General features: G+C 40.2%; 18 protein-coding genes. 13 read left to right on the top strand and 5 right to left on the bottom strand.

Features of this window, described 5'->3' with window-relative positions; translation table 11 throughout:
• Positions 1-48: 48 nt before the first annotated feature.
• The gene (gene glnS, locus HC728_RS02075; RefSeq protein WP_005418271.1) at positions 49-1,707 is read left to right on the top strand and encodes a glutamine--tRNA ligase; all 1,659 of its coding nucleotides are present in this window, start codon (positions 49-51) and stop codon (positions 1,705-1,707) included.
• 77 nt (positions 1,708-1,784) lie between these two features.
• On the opposite strand, the gene fur is transcribed toward glnS, so the two are convergent.
• The gene (gene fur, locus HC728_RS02070; protein ID WP_005418273.1) at positions 1,785-2,228 is read right to left on the bottom strand and encodes a ferric iron uptake transcriptional regulator; all 444 of its coding nucleotides are present in this window, start codon (positions 2,226-2,228) and stop codon (positions 1,785-1,787) included.
• A 180-nt stretch (positions 2,229-2,408) separates the two neighbouring features.
• Between fur and HC728_RS02065 the strand changes: the two genes are divergently transcribed.
• A complete protein-coding gene (locus HC728_RS02065; protein ID WP_065604140.1) occupies positions 2,409-2,873 on the top strand; it encodes a hotdog fold domain-containing protein in 465 nt (154 codons plus the stop codon).
• A gap of 53 nt (positions 2,874-2,926) precedes the next feature.
• Here HC728_RS02065 and fldA read toward each other — a convergent pair whose 3' ends face one another.
• The 3 genes from fldA to HC728_RS02050 form a co-directional block, all read right to left on the bottom strand.
• Complete coding sequence (fldA, locus tag HC728_RS02060) at positions 2,927-3,454, bottom strand: flavodoxin FldA (protein WP_011261496.1); 528 nt, start codon at positions 3,452-3,454, stop codon at positions 2,927-2,929.
• A gap of 59 nt (positions 3,455-3,513) precedes the next feature.
• Complete coding sequence (locus HC728_RS02055; protein WP_005418283.1) at positions 3,514-3,735, bottom strand: DUF2788 domain-containing protein; 222 nt, start codon at positions 3,733-3,735, stop codon at positions 3,514-3,516.
• An 87-nt stretch (positions 3,736-3,822) separates the two neighbouring features.
• Entirely contained in the window at positions 3,823-4,599 is a 777-nt protein-coding gene (locus HC728_RS02050; protein WP_065604138.1) for an alpha/beta fold hydrolase, read from the bottom strand.
• 95 nt (positions 4,600-4,694) lie between these two features.
• Between HC728_RS02050 and seqA the strand changes: the two genes are divergently transcribed.
• The 3 genes from seqA (at position 4,695) to HC728_RS02035 (ending at position 7,752) form a co-directional block, all read left to right on the top strand.
• Entirely contained in the window at positions 4,695-5,237 is a 543-nt protein-coding gene (seqA, locus tag HC728_RS02045; protein WP_005418290.1) for a replication initiation negative regulator SeqA, read from the top strand.
• Positions 5,238-5,285: 48 nt separating this feature from the next.
• Positions 5,286-6,932 carry a phosphoglucomutase (alpha-D-glucose-1,6-bisphosphate-dependent) gene (gene pgm / locus HC728_RS02040; protein ID WP_065597778.1) on the top strand — a complete coding sequence of 549 codons (1,647 nt, stop codon included), beginning with the start codon at positions 5,286-5,288 and terminating at the stop codon, positions 6,930-6,932.
• A gap of 64 nt (positions 6,933-6,996) precedes the next feature.
• Positions 6,997-7,752, top strand: a complete 756-nt coding sequence (locus HC728_RS02035; protein WP_005418294.1) for a Nif3-like dinuclear metal center hexameric protein — start codon at positions 6,997-6,999, stop codon at positions 7,750-7,752.
• Between the two features lie 91 nt (positions 7,753-7,843).
• On the opposite strand, the gene HC728_RS02030 is transcribed toward HC728_RS02035, so the two are convergent.
• The gene (locus tag HC728_RS02030) at positions 7,844-9,133 is read right to left on the bottom strand and encodes a citrate synthase (RefSeq protein WP_005418295.1); all 1,290 of its coding nucleotides are present in this window, start codon (positions 9,131-9,133) and stop codon (positions 7,844-7,846) included.
• Positions 9,134-9,526: 393 nt separating this feature from the next.
• Between HC728_RS02030 and sdhC the strand changes: the two genes are divergently transcribed.
• The 8 genes from sdhC (at position 9,527) to sucD (ending at position 19,094) form a co-directional block, all read left to right on the top strand.
• Positions 9,527-9,922, top strand: a complete 396-nt coding sequence (gene sdhC / locus HC728_RS02025) for a succinate dehydrogenase cytochrome b556 subunit (protein ID WP_065597804.1) — start codon at positions 9,527-9,529, stop codon at positions 9,920-9,922.
• A complete protein-coding gene (gene sdhD / locus HC728_RS02020) occupies positions 9,916-10,263 on the top strand; it encodes a succinate dehydrogenase, hydrophobic membrane anchor protein (protein WP_005418300.1) in 348 nt (115 codons plus the stop codon). Before sdhC ends, sdhD begins: the two co-directional genes overlap by 7 nt.
• Positions 10,263-12,032: a succinate dehydrogenase flavoprotein subunit gene (sdhA, locus tag HC728_RS02015; RefSeq protein WP_017018467.1), complete on the top strand. Its 1,770-nt coding sequence runs from the start codon at positions 10,263-10,265 to the stop codon at positions 12,030-12,032. Before sdhD ends, sdhA begins: the two co-directional genes overlap by 1 nt.
• A 12-nt stretch (positions 12,033-12,044) precedes the next feature.
• Positions 12,045-12,758 (top strand): succinate dehydrogenase iron-sulfur subunit, encoded by a 714-nt coding sequence (locus HC728_RS02010; protein ID WP_005418304.1) that lies wholly within the window; start codon positions 12,045-12,047, stop codon positions 12,756-12,758.
• Positions 12,759-12,855: 97 nt separating this feature from the next.
• The gene (gene sucA / locus HC728_RS02005) at positions 12,856-15,672 is read left to right on the top strand and encodes a 2-oxoglutarate dehydrogenase E1 component (protein WP_017018466.1); all 2,817 of its coding nucleotides are present in this window, start codon (positions 12,856-12,858) and stop codon (positions 15,670-15,672) included.
• Between the two features lie 19 nt (positions 15,673-15,691).
• Positions 15,692-16,903, top strand: a complete 1,212-nt coding sequence (gene odhB, locus HC728_RS02000; RefSeq protein WP_065597777.1) for a 2-oxoglutarate dehydrogenase complex dihydrolipoyllysine-residue succinyltransferase — start codon at positions 15,692-15,694, stop codon at positions 16,901-16,903.
• Positions 16,904-17,055: 152 nt separating this feature from the next.
• Positions 17,056-18,222, top strand: coding sequence for an ADP-forming succinate--CoA ligase subunit beta (sucC, locus tag HC728_RS01995; RefSeq protein ID WP_005418307.1), 1,167 nt, complete (start codon positions 17,056-17,058; stop codon positions 18,220-18,222).
• The gene (sucD, locus tag HC728_RS01990; protein ID WP_005418308.1) at positions 18,222-19,094 is read left to right on the top strand and encodes a succinate--CoA ligase subunit alpha; all 873 of its coding nucleotides are present in this window, start codon (positions 18,222-18,224) and stop codon (positions 19,092-19,094) included. Before sucC ends, sucD begins: the two co-directional genes overlap by 1 nt.
• Positions 19,095-19,106: the final 12 nt, after the last annotated feature.

The following is a 19,106-nucleotide window of genomic DNA, read 5'->3' as shown; positions in this document are numbered from 1 at the left end:
GAACAATCTGTTCTTTCTGACAATACTAATACCAATGAGGTGCTTTAGATGAGTGAAACTGAAACTCGTCCTACCAACTTTATCCGTCAAATTATTGATGAAGATTTAAAGTCTGGTAAACATTCCAGTGTCCATACTCGTTTCCCGCCAGAGCCAAATGGCTATCTGCATATCGGACACGCAAAATCTATCTGTTTGAATTTTGGTATTGCTCAAGATTATCAGGGTCAGTGTAATCTTCGTTTTGACGATACAAACCCTGAGAAAGAAGACATCGAATACGTTGAGTCTATTAAGAATGACGTTAACTGGTTAGGTTTTCAGTGGAGTGGAGATATTCAATATTCTTCAAACTACTTTGATAAGCTATATGGTTATGCTGTTGAATTAATTGAAAAAGGATTAGCGTATGTTGATGAGCTAACTCCTGAGCAAATGCGTGAATACCGTGGTTCTCTAAAAGAGCCAGGTAAAAACAGCCCGTACCGTGATCGTAGCGTAGAAGAAAACCTAGCGTTATTTGAACAAATGCGTGATGGTAAATTTAAAGAAGGCACAATTTGCTTACGAGCTAAAATTGATATGGCTTCTTCATTCATCGTACTTCGTGATCCTGTTATTTATCGTGTACGTTTTGCTACTCACCATCAAACGGGTGATAAGTGGTGCATTTACCCAATGTACGACTTCACACACTGTATTTCTGATGCATTAGAAGGCATTACGCACTCTATTTGTACGCTTGAATTCCAAGACAACCGTCGTTTATACGATTGGGTACTAGAGAACATCACAATTGATTGCCAACCGCGTCAATATGAATTTAGCCGTCTAAATCTTGAATATACGGTAATGTCTAAGCGTAAGCTGAACCAACTAGTGACTGAGAAATTAGTAAATGGTTGGGATGACCCACGTATGCCTACGGTTTCTGGTTTACGTCGTCGTGGCTTTACCTCTGCATCAATTCGCGAGTTCTGTAAGCGTATCGGTGTAACGAAACAAGAAAACATGATTGAATTCAGTTCTCTTGAGTCTTGTATTCGCGATGATTTAAACGAATCAGCACCTCGTGCAATGGCTGTTCTTGAGCCAGTGAAACTTGTGATTGAAAACTACGAAGAAGGTAAGGTTGAGACGCTAAATATTGCTAATCATCCAAATAAACCTGAAATGGGCACTCGTGAAGTACCATTTACTCGTGAAGTTTATATTGAACAAGACGACTTCCGCGAAGAAGCGAACAAAAAATACAAGCGTTTAGTGCTAGGTAAAGAAGTTCGTTTACGTGGTGCTTACGTTATTCAAGCTAACCGTATTGAAAAAGACGAAGCAGGTAATATCACAACGATTTTCTGTAGTTACGATGAAGATACGTTAGGTAAAAACCCTGCAGATGGTCGTAAAGTTAAAGGTGTTATTCACTGGGTTTCTGCTGATAAAGCATTACCAGCTGAAATTCGTTTATACGATCGTTTATTCACTGTACCAAACCCAGGTGCTGCGGATGATTTTGCTGCAACAATCAACCCTGAGTCTTTAGTGGTTAAAAATGGTTTTGTTGAACCGAGTTTAGCAACAGCAGAAGCTGAAGTTGGTTATCAGTTTGAGCGTACAGGTTACTTCTGTGCAGATAACAAAGACTCAAGTGCTGATGCATTAGTCTTTAACCGTACTGTAGGTTTACGTGATACTTGGGCTGGTTAATTAATCATTACTAGCTAATAAAAAACCAGCATGAAAATGCTGGTTTTTTTATATGAGGTTATGCAAAAAGCGATTAATTAAGCGTTGTGTGCATCATCATTATCAGCACAATCACCCGTTATGCAGTGACCATATAGGTACAAACTGTGATTCGTTAGACGGACATTGTACTTTTCTGCAACTTGTTTTTGACGTTGCTCAATTGTCTCATCCGAGAACTCAATTACTTTTCCACAATCTAAGCAAACTAAATGATCATGGTGATGTTGAGTTGCTAATTCAAAAACTGATTTACCGCCTTCAAAATGGTGGCGAGTGACGATACCAGCATCATCAAATTGGTTTAATACACGGTAAACAGTTGCAAGTCCGATTTCTTCACCGATATCAATCAGCTTTTTATACAAATCTTCAGCGCTAATGTGTTGGCACTCTGGTTCTTGTAGCACTTCTAAAATTTTAAGGCGCGGAAGGGTTACTTTTAAACCGGCTTTTTTTAGAGCTTGGTTATTATCTGACATCGACTTTTCCTGTTTTGGCTTTCTGCATCGATTTCCTGTGCAGTTTTAATCACTTAATTATAGGGAACATTCAATTCAGTTGAAACCTTATATGCAAGATCTCTTACAAAAAAATAGATGTTGATCTTTTGTTAACAAAGAAACTATTATGAGGTCTGACCAGAATTAAAGAGATTAAATATGTATCGTTACTTTACCCCAAAAATTGTAAAAAGGGCATTAAATATTTGGCCTCCATTTTGGGGGGCTGGGATCTCAATCGAAAATATTTCATCTGACTTTCAAGAAGTAAGTGTTATTTTGAAAGATCGTTTTTGGAATCGAAATGCTAATAGAACTCAGTATGGAGGCAGTATTTTTTCTATGACCGATCCTGTGTTCTCTCTCATGTTAATGGGGATATTAAGAGATGAATATTATGTATGGGATAAACAATCTGAAATAGATTTTATTTCACCAGGAACCACTGATTTACACGCTCGGTTTGTGATATCAGATGAACAGTTAGCAGAAATCAAACAAGCGACAAAAAAGGGGGAAAAGCATTTTCCGCAATTTGAAGTATATATTTATGATAAAAAAGGAAAGGTAGTAGCTAGGGTAAATAGAACATTATATGTAAGGAAGAAACCAGAGTTTAGATAATGCTCCCTACACTAAATGAGTGATAGGCAGAGAGCATTATAGGAATTAGAATATTAGTCTTCTAATTCTGCTAAGCACATTTCTTCGTGGATTTGGTTTACCCACTTAGTAACACGCTCTTCAGTTAGTTCTGGTTGGCGATCTTCATCGATACATAGACCAACAAAGTTATCATCATCTACTAATGCTTTAGACGCTTCAAACTCATAACCTTCAGTTGGCCAGTAACCGATGATAGTACCGCCTTTTGCTTCTACGATATCACGGATATTACCCATCGCATCACAGAAGTATTCAGCGTAATCTTCTTGGTCACCACAACCAAAAATAGCAACTAGCTTTGTTGAAAAGTCAATTTCTTCTAGTTCAGGGAAGAAATCATCCCAATCACATTGAGCTTCACCGTAGTACCATGTAGGGATACCTAATAGAAGTAGATCGAAATTATCGATGTCTTCTTTGCTGCTTTTAGCAATATCTTGTACATGAACTAGCTTTTTACCAAGCTGCTTTTGAATCATCTTGCCAACAGCTTCAGTGTTACCTGTATCGCTGCCAAAGAAGAGTCCTACACTTGCCATATGATGAATACCTGTATTGTCTATATTAAATAAAAATAAATGGTGTTAGATCAGTCAATTTAATTGAGTCCAGAACCTTCCCAGCTCAGCTGGATGAGTCCTTTAGCAATAAAGCCTGCACAACCTAAAAAGAGAACAAGCCATACAATTTTACGGCCGAAAGGGGGAACATTTGCTTGCTTTAATACATCTTTAATAGCCATACCGATAAAAAAGAATATCGAGGCAAACAATAAATCTAAACCAATAGATTCAATGAGATCAAAATGTTCATAAAGCATGAATCACCCTTATCTTAAGTAAGCGACCTATATCTGATCGAATAATTTTGCAAAACTATATCATAGCTTTGTCTTTGTTGGTATGGATTATCGATTTGTCACTTTTTCAATGAAGCGTTTTATGACTCGATAAATTGTTTCTGGCTTTTCTGCATGTAACCAATGTCCAGTTCCGTTAACAATGTGCGCTTTGGCATTTGGGAATTGGCTTATAATATTCGCTTGATGTTCAGGTAAAATATAGTCTGAGTTTTGTCCCTTAATAAAGATAACATCACCCTCAAAAGCGGGAATATTATCCCAGCCAATAATCTGTGCATAATTATCAAATAAAGCATTCACATTAAAGCGAAGAGCAAGGTGCTCTTGTTCTTTATATAGGGATTTACTTAAAAATTGTCTAACACCAGGATCAACAATAGAGGTGGCAAGTAAGTTGTCTGCTTCTTTACGTGTTACTGGCTTATTATCAAGGATCTTGTGCAAACCTGAGAATACAGCATCATGTTTTCTCTTAGGGTAAGCAATAGGAGCCATGTCTAAAATGGATAGAGATTGAATCAATTGTGGTGATTGACTCGCTAGCGCCATTGCTACTTTACCGCCCATTGAATGACCAATAATATGTGCTGAAGTGATAGATAAATGATCTAATAAATTAACAAGATCGTTTGCAAGTTCATGATAATTATGAATATCAGAGTGAAATGAACGACCGTGATTTCGAAGATCAACACTGATCACTCGATATTCTGTTTCGAATTGTCGAGCAAGAAGACCTAAGTTGTCTAAGCTTCCAAATAATCCATGAATTAGGATCAAAGGATCCCCATTTCCTTGTTCTTTATAGTTAAGTAACATCATTTTTCTATCGTTGTGTTAGGTTTGTCGTAGAGTATCACGATTTTACAGGGTATAATCGTGCCTTCATAAATAGATTATAGAATACGAACCATATAATGAAGACAATTGAAGTAGACGAAGAACTATACCGCTTTATTGCGAGCCAAACTCAACACATCGGTGAAAGTGCCTCTGATATTTTACGTCGTCTCTTAATGCAGTCATCACCTTCAGACCTTGCTGTTTCTGCTCCTGTTGAAGTACAGAAAAAAGGCATTGTAGTCAGTAAAGATGCTGGTAAAGAGGCATCGGTAGATCGCGTTAAAGCGGTGCGTACCTTATTAATCTCTGATGAATTTTCAGCATTAGATAAAGCGATCGATCGCTTTTTAACTGTATTATCTGAATTATATAAAATTGACTCAAAAGCTTTCTCTGAAGCAACGGAAGTAAAAGGCCGTACTCGAGTTTATTTTGCTGACAATCAAGAGACATTAATCGCGAGCGGTAAAACGACAAAGCCTCGTGAAATTGTAGGTACTCCATTCTGGGTAATCACAAATACAAATACTAATCGCAAGCGCCACATGGTTGAATTATTAATGGAGCGAATGGGCTTCCAACATGATTTAACAGAAAAAGTGTGTGCGGCGATCTAATTTTTTGAGTCATAACTCAAATCATAATTTGTCACAAGGAATCGTCAAATGGCTATACATCCTCGTGCTGGGCAGAAAGCTCAGCAAGAAGATTTACACAATATCCCATCATTAGTTGCTAATTATTTCTTATTAGAACCGAACCCAACAAATGTGGATCAGCAAGTGCAATTTGGTACTTCTGGCCACCGTGGTACGGCAGATAAAGCGACGTTTAACCAACATCATATTTGGGCGATAGCTCAAGCTGTGGCTGACGTACGTAAAGAAAATGGCGTAACGGGTCCATTATTTTTAGGTAAAGATACCCATGCGCTATCTGAACCTGCATTCACATCTGCTATTGAAGTACTTGTTGCTAATGGCGTTGAAGTGATCATTCAAGAAAATAATGGCTACACACCAACTCCTGGTATCTCGCATGCAATCTTAACGCACAATGTTAAGTGTGAAGATAAAGCGGATGGCATTGTGATAACTCCTTCTCATAACCCACCTCAAGATGGCGGTATTAAATATAATCCTGTTCATGGTGGTCCTGCCGAGGGTGAGCTGACGACAGCAATTGAAAATCGTGCAAATCAATTAATTGCGAATGAATTAAAAGATGTTAAACGTGTATCAATTACTGAAGCGATGTCATCTGATTTAGTAAAGCAAATGGATTTAGTGCAGCCTTATATTGATGACTTAAAAAATGTTATTAATATTGAAGCGATTCAAAAAGCAAATCTAAAATTAGGTGTGGATCCATTAGGTGGCTCTGGTATTGAGTACTGGCGTCAAATTGGTCAAGCTTTTGATCTTGATTTAACCTTGGTGAGTGAAGCGATTGATCCTTCATTCCAGTTTATGTCACTAGATAAAGATGGTGTAGTTCGAATGGACTGCTCGTCTCCTTATGCAATGGCTGGTCTATTATCATTAAAAGATGAATATGACCTAGCGTTTGGTAATGATCCTGATTATGACCGTCATGGTATCGTAACGCCATCGGGCTTAATGAATCCAAATCACTACTTAGCGGTATGTATTGATTATCTATACCGTCATCGTCCTGAGTGGAAACCTGAAGTTGCTGTTGGTAAAACATTAGTATCTTCTGCCATTATCGATAAAGTAGTTGCTGATCTTGGCCGTGATTTGTGTGAAGTGCCTGTAGGCTTTAAGTGGTTTGTAGATGGTTTATATGCAGGCTCTTTAGGTTTTGGTGGTGAAGAAAGTGCAGGCGCTTCTTTCTTACGTTTTGATGGTACGCCTTGGTCAACTGATAAAGATGGTATTCTTTTATGTCTTCTTGCGGCTGAAATCACAGCTGTTACCGGTATGAACCCACAAGAATACTACAACAAACTGGCTGCTCAGCATGGCGAATCTAGCTACAATCGTATTCAAGCGGTTGCTAACAAAGCGCAAAAAGCCGTGCTAAGTAAGTTATCACCAGAAATGGTTTCAGCAACAATGCTTGCTGGTGATGAGATCACAGCTCGTTTAACGCATGCTCCTGGTAACGGAGCTGCAATTGGTGGATTAAAAGTAACAACTGAAAATGGTTGGTTTGCTGCTCGTCCATCTGGCACTGAAGAGATCTATAAGATTTACTGTGAAAGTTTTAAAGGTGCTGATCATTTAGTACTGATTGAACAAGAAGCTCAAGAAATTGTAAGTAACGTGTTTAAAGAAGCCGGTTTATAATTTTTTAAGTAATACAAATTAAGCAGCGCATGTCGCTGCTTTTTTTTGATAAGAAGGTCATGACATGAATAATTTTCAGTTAGAACAATTATTAAACTCAGAGTTAAAACCTCAATTAATTAAAGATTATTGCCCAAATGGTCTTCAAGTTGAAGGTTCAAATGAGATAAAAAAGATCGTAACAGGGGTTACTGCATCTCAAGCTTTAATTGATGCCGCTATTGAAGAAAATGCAGATGCATTACTTGTGCATCATGGCTATTTTTGGAAAGGGGAAGCTGAGCCAATCACTGGAATGAAAGGTAAGCGTATTCGTTCATTAATTCAAAATGATATTAATCTATTTGCTTACCATTTGCCTTTAGACATTCATCCAACGTTGGGTAATAACGCTGAGTTAGCTCGTTTATTTTCGATCTCAAATGTGGAAGGGCTAGAAGCGACACCACAATCGATCGCGATGAAGGGAGAGCTGACTGAAACACTATCAGGCGAAGAATTTGCACTGCGTATTCAGCAAGTATTAAATCGCGAACCATTGCATATTAAACCAACACAAGACAAGCCGATTAAAACGGTTGCTTGGTGTTCTGGTGGTGGCCAAGATTATATAGAATTGGCGGCTCAACAGGGGATGGATGCGTTTATTTCGGGTGAGATTTCGGAACGTACGACTTACATTGCTCGTGAACTAGGGATTCACTATTTTGCTGCAGGTCATCATGCAACAGAGCGTTATGGTGTTAAAGCGCTAGGTGAGTGGTTAGAAAAAGAGCATGGGTTTGATGTTAAGTTTATTGATATCGATAACCCAGTATAGTCAATTTGAGTTATCAATGCGGTGATATAAAAAAAGGTTGATGTATTTACATCAACCTTTTTGTTCATAGGTCTAACGATTTAAAGCGACATTATTCACGCTCATGAAGCGGTTTAAACTCGCGTAGCTCTTCACCTGTATAAAGTTGGCGAGGACGACCGATACGATTTGTTGGATCACTGTGCATTTCGCTCCAGTGTGCAATCCAGCCAACAGTACGAGACATTGCAAAGATAACCGTAAACATAGATACAGGAATACCAATTGCTTTTAGGATAATACCTGAGTAGAAATCTACGTTTGGATACAATTTCTTAGATACAAAATATTCATCAGAAAGTGCAATACGTTCAAGTTCCATTGCGACATCAAGTAGTGGATCTTTAATGTTTAGTTCTTTTAGAACATCGTGACATGCTTCACGCATTACGGTTGCACGAGGGTCATAGTTCTTATAAACACGGTGACCGAAGCCCATTAGGCGGAATGGGTCATCCTTATCTTTTGCTTTTGCAACGTATTCATCAATGTTGTCTACAGAGCCGATCTCTTCAAGCATACGTAAACATGCTTCGTTAGCACCACCATGAGCAGGTCCCCATAGAGAAGCAATACCAGCAGCGATACAAGCAAATGGATTCGCACCTGATGAACCAGCTAAACGAACGGTTGATGTTGATGCATTTTGCTCATGATCGGCATGTAGCGTAAAGATTTTATCCATTGCTCGTGCAACAACAGGGTTTACTTCATATTCTTCACACGGGTTAGCGAACATCATGTGTAAGAAGTTTTCTGCGTAAGTCAGATCATTACGAGGGTAGATGAACGGTTGTCCAATTGAGTATTTGTAAGACATTGCTGAAAGAGTTGGCATTTTTGATAGTAATCTAAATGCAGCAATTTCGCGGTGTTCATCGTTATTGATATCTAAAGAATCGTGATAGAAAGCAGCCAGTGCTCCTACAACACCACACATCACGGCCATCGGGTGAGCATCACGGCGGAAGCCATGGAAGAAGCTTGAAATTTGCTCATGTACCATTGTGTGGCGAGTTACGATGTCCTTGAATGTTTCATATTCTTCTCTGTTTGGCGCTTCGCCATTTAGAAGGATATAACAGACTTCAAGGTAATCTGCATTGTTAGCTAACTGATCGATAGGGAAACCACGGTGCAATAGAACACCTTTGTCACCATCGATATAGGTAATTTGAGACTCACAAGATGCAGTGGCAAGAAAACCAGGGTCGAAAGTAAAGTAACCATTCGCTCCTAATTTACGCACATCGATCACTTCTGGACCAATCGTTCCATCCATGATTGGCATGTCTATAGGCGATTGACCTTCAATATGAAGTGTTGCCTTTTTATCTGCCATAACATTCTCCTTTTGTTATATTTTTATTCTATCCCGGATATGAGAGTGACAACTTTGTACCCATTACACGGGCTAAAGTCAATTTTTGTGCGCTTATGTGTGCACTTGTTTATATTTTTGATGAAAAAAAAGTTAATTTTCTGTGGTGTGATGTAAGTTTTGTTTATGGGTTTGTAATAAGATGTTTCACATCGTATACTGCGCCTGAGTTTCTGGTCTGTTTCCTTATATTATATGGGGTTAACGTGATTTTCATCTACTTATAAATAGAGTGCGGTTTATATATTTAGCTCAATAAAGAGATGTTGCTCACATCAAAAGTTGCATAAATGTTAAATCTAGGCGGTTTTTGATAGATCGGAGGTATCTATAACAATAAAATGCTCAATGGAGCTGAGTGAGCCCCTTGTGAAAGTTAAAAAGTCAAGACCTGTCAACCTAGATCTACAAACGATCCGTTTTCCTATAACGGCTATCGCCTCAATCTTGCATCGCGTGAGTGGTGTAATTACTTTTATTTCTGTCGGAATATTGCTTTGGTTGCTCAACCTATCGCTTTCTTCACCTATTGGATTCGCACAAGCCGCTGATTATGTCGATGGCTTTTTTGTGACTTTCATTATGTGGGGAATTCTGACTGCTCTTGCTTACCATATTGTCGTAGGTATTCGTCATTTACTGATGGATATGGGCTATTTTGAAGAGCTCGAGTCAGGCACTCAAAGTGCTAAAGTTGCGTTTGCAATTACAGCCGTGTTGTCACTTTTAGCAGGAGTATTGGTATGGTAGCTAATGTTTCGTCATTTGGTCGTAACGGTGTACACGATTTTATCCTAATTCGTGCCAGTGCGATCATTCTTACTCTATACACATTATACATTGTTGGCTTTTGTGCCTTTGGGCCAGAGTTAACGTATTTGTCATGGACTAACTTCTTTGGTGGACTATTTACAAAAGCGTTTACCATGTTAGCTCTACTGTCGATTCTAATTCATGCATGGATTGGTTTATGGCAAGTGCTTACTGATTATATCAAACCCGTTATGTTGCGTGCTCTGCTTCAGCTTGGGTTGGTATCTGTTTTGTTTGTCTATTTCTTCTCTGGTTTAATCATAGTGTGGGGTGTGTAGTGAGTAGTATTCCTGTTAGAGAATTTGATGCCGTTGTAATCGGTGCTGGTGGTGCAGGTATGAGAGCTGCGCTGCAAATTTCAGAACAAGGCCTTTCTTGTGCTTTGTTATCAAAAGTGTTTCCAACTCGTTCTCACACTGTATCTGCCCAAGGAGGTATTACCGTTGCTCTTGGTAATGCGCATGAAGATCACTGGGAACAACATATGTACGATACGGTGAAAGGGTCTGATTATATCGGTGACCAAGATGCGATCGAATACATGTGTAAAAATGGTCCTGAGTCGGTTATTGAACTAGAGAAAATGGGCTTGCCTTTCTCACGTTTTGATAATGGTACGATTTATCAACGTCCATTTGGCGGTCAATCTAAGAACTTTGGTGGTGAACAAGCTGCTCGTACTGCTGCTGCGGCAGACCGTACTGGGCATGCGCTTCTTCATACGCTTTACCAACAAAATATTAAGCATAAAACGACGATTTTCTCTGAGTGGTATGCGCTTGATTTAGTAAAAAATGAAGATGGTGCCATTTTAGGATGTACTGCTCTTTGTATGGAAACCGGTGAAGTTTGTTACTTTAAATCGAAAGCAACAATTCTCGCTACTGGTGGTGCTGGACGTATTTACGCTTCAACAACCAATGCACACATTAATACTGGTGATGGTGTTGGTATGGCGATTCGAGCTGGTGTTCCAATGCAAGACATTGAAATGTGGCAGTTCCACCCAACAGGTATCGCAGGTGCTGGTGTTCTTGTAACTGAAGGGTGTCGTGGTGAAGGTGGTTATCTTTTAAATAAAGATGGTGAACGTTTCATGGAACGTTACGCACCAAATGCTAAAGACTTAGCGGGTCGTGATGTTGTTGCTCGTTCAATGATGGTTGAAATTCGTGAAGGCCGTGGTTGCGATGGCCCTTGGGGTCCACACATTAAACTGAAATTGGATCACTTAGGTAAAGAAACACTTGAGTCACGTCTACCCGGTGTATGTGAGTTATCTCGTACCTTTGCTCATGTTGACCCAGTTAAAGAGCCTATCCCAGTAATCCCAACCTGTCATTACATGATGGGTGGTGTACCAACACAAGTTTCTGGTCAAGCGATTAAGCAAGATGAAAGTGGCGCCGATGTTGAAGTTCAAGGCCTGTTTGCTTGTGGTGAAATTGCGTCAGTTTCAGTACATGGTGCTAACCGTTTAGGTGGTAACTCTTTGCTTGATTTAGTGGTGTTTGGTCGTGCAACAGGGCTTCACCTAGGCGAAACACTGAAAAAGCAAGCAGAAGCAAAACCAGCAACTGAAGAAGATATTCAGCGTTCACTAGAGCGTTATAATCGTTGGGAAAATAGCACGGGTGGTGAAGACCCAGCTCAAATCCGTAAAGACTTACAACAGTGTATGCAAAATAACTTCTCGGTATTCCGTGAAGGTGATGCAATGGCAAAAGGTCTTGAAGAGCTAAAAGTGATCCGCGAGCGTCTAAACAATGCGTATCTATCTGATAAATCGACAGAGTTTAATACTCAGCGTATTGAATGTTTAGAGCTAGAGAACTTGATGGAAACGGCATTTGCAACCGCAGTAGCAGCAAACTACCGTACAGAAAGTCGTGGAGCACACGCACGCTTCGATTTCCCTGAGCGTGATGATGCTAATTGGTTATGCCATTCAATTTACAACCCTGAGACAGAGTCAATGTCTAAGCGTAATGTAAATATGGAACCTGTTTACCGTGAAGCTTTCCCTCCGAAAGCTCGTACATATTAAGAGGGCAGAAGAATGAAATTGAATTTTTCGATCTACCGCTATAATCCAGATGTAGATAATGCACCTCACATGAAAGCATACACATTAGATGTTGAAGAAGGTTCAGATATGATGGTGCTTGACGCACTTATCTTATTAAAAGAACAAGACCCAACATTAGCTTTCCGCCGTTCATGTCGTGAGGGGGTGTGTGGTTCTGATGGTCTTAATATGAATGGTAAAAATGGACTTGCATGTATTACGCCATTATCTGAATTAGCAGATAAAAGTGAGATTGTTATTCGTCCATTGCCAGGTTTGCCTGTTGTTCGTGATTTGATTGTCGATATGGCACAATTCTATGAAAATTATGAAAAGGTAAAACCGTTCTTAATTAGTGATGGAGCAACGCCACCTTCAAGAGAAAACCTACAATCTCCAGAAGAGCGTGAGCATCTAGATGGTTTGTATGAATGCATCATGTGTGCATGTTGTACTACATCATGTCCATCATTTTGGTGGAATCCTGATAAATTCATCGGACCAGCAGGCTTACTTGCAGCTTATCGTTGGTTAATTGATAGTCGAGATACTGCAACAAATGAACGTTTATCTAATTTAGATGATGCATTCAGTGTTTTTCGTTGCCATGGTATCATGAATTGTGTAAGTGTATGTCCTAAAGGGTTAAACCCAACAAAAGCAATTGGTCATATAAAGACAATGCTATTGAAAAAAGCGGTATAATTTACTTTTCCTCAACCTATGTTGATAGGTTGAGGCTTATTATAAGCCCGGCACAAAGACCGGGATAGACGTGAAACTACTGGATTAAGGGAAAATAATGCAGAATAGCGTGATGAAGGCATGGCTCGAGTCTTCACATTTAGCTGGCGCTAATGCAACGTACGTAGAAGAACTCTACGAACTCTATCTCAGTGACCCGGAAATCGTTAGTGACGAATGGCGAGAAGTTTTTGATGCGCTGCCAGTAAATCAAGCTGGTACAGCAGAGCAAGCTCATACTCCTGTTCGTGATTATTTCCGTCGTCTTGCGAAAGAAACCAAGCAATTTAGCGCTCAAGTTAACGATCCAGACGTAGATGCTAAGCAAGTTAAGGTACTGCAACTTATTAATGCATACCGTTTCCGTGGGCATCAAAATGCAAATCTCGATCCATTAGGTTTGCAAATTCATGAATATGTTGCTGAATTAGAACCAGCATTTCATAACTTAACCGATGAAGATTTCTCAGAAACGTTCAACGTTGGCTCTTTTGCTTCAGGCCAAGAGACAATGAAACTTTCTGATTTGTATGATGCATTACGCAGCACTTATTGTGGTTCTGTTGGTGCAGAATATATGCATATTACTAATACAGAAGAAAAACGTTGGATCCAACAACGTCTAGAATCTGTAGCAGGTAAGCCATCTTTTACTTCTCAAGAAAAACTCACATTCCTAGAAGAGCTCACGGCTGCTGAAGGCCTTGAACGCTATCTTGGTGCTAAGTTCCCTGGAGCGAAACGTTTCTCACTGGAAGGTGGCGATGCCATGGTTCCTATGGTGAAAGAGTTAATTCGTCATGCGGGTTCGTGTGGTGGTAGAGAAGTCGTTATTGGTATGGCTCACCGTGGCCGTTTAAATATGCTAATCAACGTACTTGGCAAAAAGCCACAAGATTTATTCGATGAATTTGCTGGTAAGCATGGCGATTCATGGGGTACAGGTGATGTTAAGTACCACCAAGGTTTCTCTTCTGATTTCGCAACTCCGGGTGGAGATGTGCATTTAGCATTGGCTTTCAACCCATCTCACTTAGAAATTGTAAACCCAGTAGTTATTGGTTCGGTTCGTGCTCGCCAAGATCGTTTAAACGATAAAGCGGGTGATAAAGTAATTCCTATCACTATTCATGGTGACTCTGCTATTGCAGGGCAAGGCGTGGTAGCTGAGACATTTAATATGTCACAAGCTCGTGCTTTCTATGTGGGTGGTACGATTCGCATTGTCGTGAATAACCAAGTTGGTTTTACCACATCAAATCCGAAAGATACTCGTTCAACTCAATATTGTACTGATATTGCAAAAATGGTTCAGGCACCAATATTCCATGTGAATGCCGATGATCCTGAAGCCGTTGCTTTTGTCACACGAATTGCATTGGATTACAGAAACGAATTCAAACGTGATGTGGTGATTGATTTAGTGTGTTATCGCCGCCATGGCCATAATGAAGCTGATGAGCCAAATGCAACGCAACCATTAATGTACCAAAAAATCAAAAAACACCCAACGCCACGTAAATTGTATGCGGACGCATTAATTGAGCGCCAAGATCTTGAGTTAGAAACGACAACTCAACTGATTAATGAGTACCGAGATGCACTAGACCATGGTGAAGTTGTGGTGAAAGAATGGCGTCCAATGAAACTACATAATGTAGATTGGTCACCATTTATTGGGCATGATTGGAATATGGAATGGGAGAATGAATTCAATAAAGAGCGCTTAGTTGAGCTTGGTCAGCGAATTTGCCAATACCCAGAAAGCCATAAATTACACAGCCGAGTAAATAAGTTATACAACGATCGTATGTCAATGATTGCTGGAGAAAAAGCAATTGATTGGGGTATGGCTGAAACATTAGCTTATGCGACGCTTGTTGATGAAGGTAAACGTATTCGTATTACTGGCCAAGATTCTGGTCGTGGTACTTTCTTCCATCGTCACGCCGTACTACATAATCAATCTGATGCAAGTACATACGTACCGCTATCAAATGTTCATGATAAACAAGGTCCATTTGAAGTCCATGATTCTGTTTTATCAGAAGCTGCCGTATTAGCGTTTGAGTATGGTTATGCAACGGCAGAGCCGAGTGGTTTAACGATTTGGGAAGCGCAATTTGGTGATTTTGCTAACTGTGCCCAAGTTGTTGTGGATCAGTTCATTTCTTCAGGTGAGCAAAAGTGGGGCCGTATGTGTGGTCTAACTATGCTGCTACCGCACGGTTATGAAGGTCAAGGTCCTGAGCACTCTTCTGCACGTTTAGAGCGTTATTTACAGCTTTGTGCTGAACAAAATATGCAAGTGGTTGTGCCATCAACACCGGCGCAAGTTTATCACATGTTACGTCGTCAAGTGGTTCGCCCAATGCGTCGTCCATTAGTGGTAATGTCACCTAAATCTTTACTACGTCATCCATTATGTACATCAACACTTGAAGAGCTTGCTGAAGGTAACTTCCAGTCAGCGATTCCTGAGATTGATGCGTTAGATCCTAAACAAGTCAAACGAGTTGTTTTCTGTTCTGGTAAGGTTTATTTCGACCTTCTGGAACAACGTCGAACGAATGAACAGAATGACATTGCAATTGTTCGTATTGAACAACTGTACCCATTCCCTAAAGAAGACGTAGAAGCAGCAATAGCTGAATATACAAATGTTGTTGATTATGTTTGGTGTCAAGAAGAACCTCAAAACCAAGGTGCTTGGTATTCAAGCCAACATAACTTCCGCTCAGCATTACCTGATGGTGCGATTCTACATTATGCAGGACGCCCAGCATCTGCTTCGCCAGCAGTAGGTTATATGTCGGTGCACGTGAAACAACAAAAAGCGTTAGTAGAAGACGCTCTGACCCTAGATAAGAACTAGAAAGTATAGGAAAACGGATATGACAATCGAAATTCTGGTTCCAGATTTACCTGAATCTGTAGCAGACGCTACTGTAGCAACATGGCATAAACAGCCTGGTGATGCAGTTGAGCGTGATGAAATACTTGTAGACATTGAAACGGACAAAGTGGTTCTTGAAGTACCAGCGCCAGAAGCAGGAGTACTAGAAGTCATTTTAGAAGATGAAGGTGCAACGGTTCTTTCTAAACAACTTCTTGCGCGCATTAAGCCAGGTGCTGTTGTTGGTGAGCCAACGACTGATGTAACAACGGCAACTGAATCATCTCCTGATAAACGTCATACAGCGTCTTTATCAGAAGAAAGCAATGATGCATTAAGTCCAGCGGTTCGTCGTCTATTAGGTGAGCATGATATTGCTCCATCTGATGTGAAAGGCACAGGTGTTGGTGGTCGCATTACACGTGAAGATGTTGATGCACATATTGCAGCATTGAAAGCCGCGCCAAAAGCAGAAAAAGCAGCAGATAAGCCAGCAGAAGCATTAGCTCATCGTAGCGAAAAACGTGTACCGATGACTCGCCTTCGTAAAACAGTAGCCAATCGTCTACTTGAAGCGAAGAACAGCACAGCGATGTTAACGACGTTTAATGAAGTAAACATGAAACCTATCATGGATCTTCGTAAGCAATATAAAGATCAATTTGAAGAGCGTCATGGCACACGTTTAGGCTTTATGTCTTTCTATGTGAAAGCGGTAACAGAAGCATTGAAGCGTTACCCAGAAGTGAATGCGTCAATTGATGGTGATGATATCGTTTATCATAACTACTTTGATATTAGTATGGCAGTTTCAACTCCTCGTGGGTTAGTTACTCCTGTACTGAAAGATTGCGATACGCTTGGATTTGCTGATATTGAAAAAGGCATTAAAGAGCTAGCAATTAAAGGTCGTGACGGTAAATTAGCAGTAGAAGATTTAATGGGCGGAAACTTTACCATTACTAATGGTGGCGTGTTTGGTTCATTAATGTCGACGCCTATTATCAATCCACCTCAAGCTGCAATTTTAGGTATGCATAAAATCCAAGATCGTCCTATGGCGGTTGATGGTAAGGTAGAAATTTTACCAATGATGTATCTAGCATTGTCTTACGATCACCGTTTAATTGATGGTCGTGAATCAGTAGGTTTCTTAGTAACCATTAAAGAGTTACTTGAAGATCCTGCTCGTTTATTACTAGATGTTTAAATATAACTCTTAGTAACAAACAAAGGCTGCCATGCTCACGGCAGCCTCTTATTCAACTTCATTATTGGATAAAAAATAGAAAGAGACCTTAGAGCCTCTTAGGACATTAAAAATTCCCATAAAAGGGAATAACATAAAATGGATAGAACATAATGAACTTACATGAATATCAAGCAAAGCAGCTCTTTGCAGAATTTGGCCTTCCTGTACCCGAGGGTTATGCTTGCGATACACCTCAAGAAGCTTTTGAAGCTGCAGGCCGTATTAGCACGGCGAAAAAAGTAGTTAAGTGTCAAGTACACGCTGGTGGCCGTGGTAAAGCGGGCGGTGTTGAACTGCATGACACAAAAGAAGGCGTTAAAGAATTTGCACAAAAATGGCTAGGTAAAAATCTAGTTACTTTCCAAACTGATGCCAACGGCCAACCTGTATCAAAAATTTTAGTCGAAGAAGCATCAAATATTGCGAATGAATTGTACTTAGGTGCAGTTGTCGATCGTGCATCACAGCGTATTGTATTTATGGCATCGACTGAAGGTGGCGTTGATATTGAAAAAATTGCTGAAGAAACACCAGAACTGATACATAAAGCGGCGATCGATCCTCTTGTTGGTCCTCAAGCATACCAAGGTCGTGAACTGGCATTCAAATTGGGTTTAGAAGGCGATCAAATTAAGCAATTTGTTAAAATCTTCATGGGCTTAGGTAATATGTTTGCTCAGTACGATTTAGCGCTTCTTGAAATCAACCCATTAGTGGTTACTGCTGAAGGTAGCCTTCTATGTCTTGATGGCAAAATCAACATTGATTCAAATGCGATGTACCGTCAACCTAAGCTTCGTGAAATGCACGATCCATCTCAAGAAGATGAGCGTGAAGCGCATGCTGCTCAGTGGGAATTAAACTACGTAGCACTTGATGGCAGCATTGGCTGTATGGTTAATGGTGCGGGTCTTGCGATGGGTACGATGGATATCGTAAATCTACACGGTGGCCAACCAGCTAACTTCCTTGATGTAGGTGGTGGTGCAACAAAAGAGCGTGTAACTGAAGCGTTCAAAATTATTTTATCAGACAGTAATGTTAAAGCGGTTCTCGTAAACATCTTTGGTGGTATTGTTCGTTGTGATCTAATTGCAGATGGCATCATTGGTGCCGTTGAAGAAGTGGGTGTTGAAGTTCCTGTTGTTGTTCGCCTTGAAGGTAACAACGCACCACTAGGTTCACAAAAACTGGCTGAAAGTGGCCTAAATATCATTGCGGCTACTTCATTAACTGAAGCGGCTGAAAAAGTTGTTGCTGCAGCGGAGGGCAAATAATGTCTGTACTAATTAATAAAGATACAAAAGTTATCTGCCAAGGTTTTACTGGTGGTCAAGGTACGTTCCACTCAGAGCAAGCCATTGATTACGGAACACAAATGGTTGGTGGTGTATCACCAGGCAAAGGCGGTCAAGTTCATCTTGGTCTTCCTGTATTTAACACGGTTCGTGATGCAGTTGAAGCAACTGGTGCTACGGCTTCAGTGATTTATGTACCTGCCCCTTTCTGTAAAGATGCAATTCTTGAAGCAATTGATGCGGGTATTAAGCTTATCGTAACGATTACAGAAGGCATTCCAACACTTGATCTTTTAGACGTTAAAGTTCGTCTAGATGCAGAAGGTGTAGTGATGATTGGTCCTAACTGTCCAGGTGTTATTACTCCTGATGAATGTAAGATTGGTATCATGCCGGGTCACATTCATAAGAAAGGCAAAGTAGGTATTGTTTCTCGCTCTGGTACATTAACGTATGAAGCGGTTAAGCAGACAACTGATGAAGGCTTTGGCCAATCAACGTGTGTTGGTATTGGTGGTGATCCAATTCCGGGTTCAAACTTTATTGATATTCTAAAACTGTTCCAAGAAGATCCAGAAACAGAAGCGATCGTAATGATTGGTGAGATCGGTGGTACAGCAGAAGAAGAAGCTGCAGCATACATTAAAGCAAATGTAACTAAACCTGTGGTTTCTTATATTGCAGGTGTTACTGCGCCTCCAGGTAAACGTATGGGTCATGCTGGTGCTATTATCTCTGGTGGTAAAGGTACGGCAGAAGATAAGTTTGCAGCACTAGAAGAAGCGGGTGTTAAGACAGTAAAAAGTCTTGCAGACATCGGTAAAGCACTAAGAGAAGTGACTGGTTGGTAATAAGTTAAACCA

It is taken from the genome of Aliivibrio sp. S10_S31 (assembly GCF_014694495.1).
GTDB lineage: Bacteria > Pseudomonadota > Gammaproteobacteria > Enterobacterales > Vibrionaceae > Aliivibrio > Aliivibrio fischeri.
This window is presented reverse-complemented; position numbering and strand designations above follow the sequence as displayed.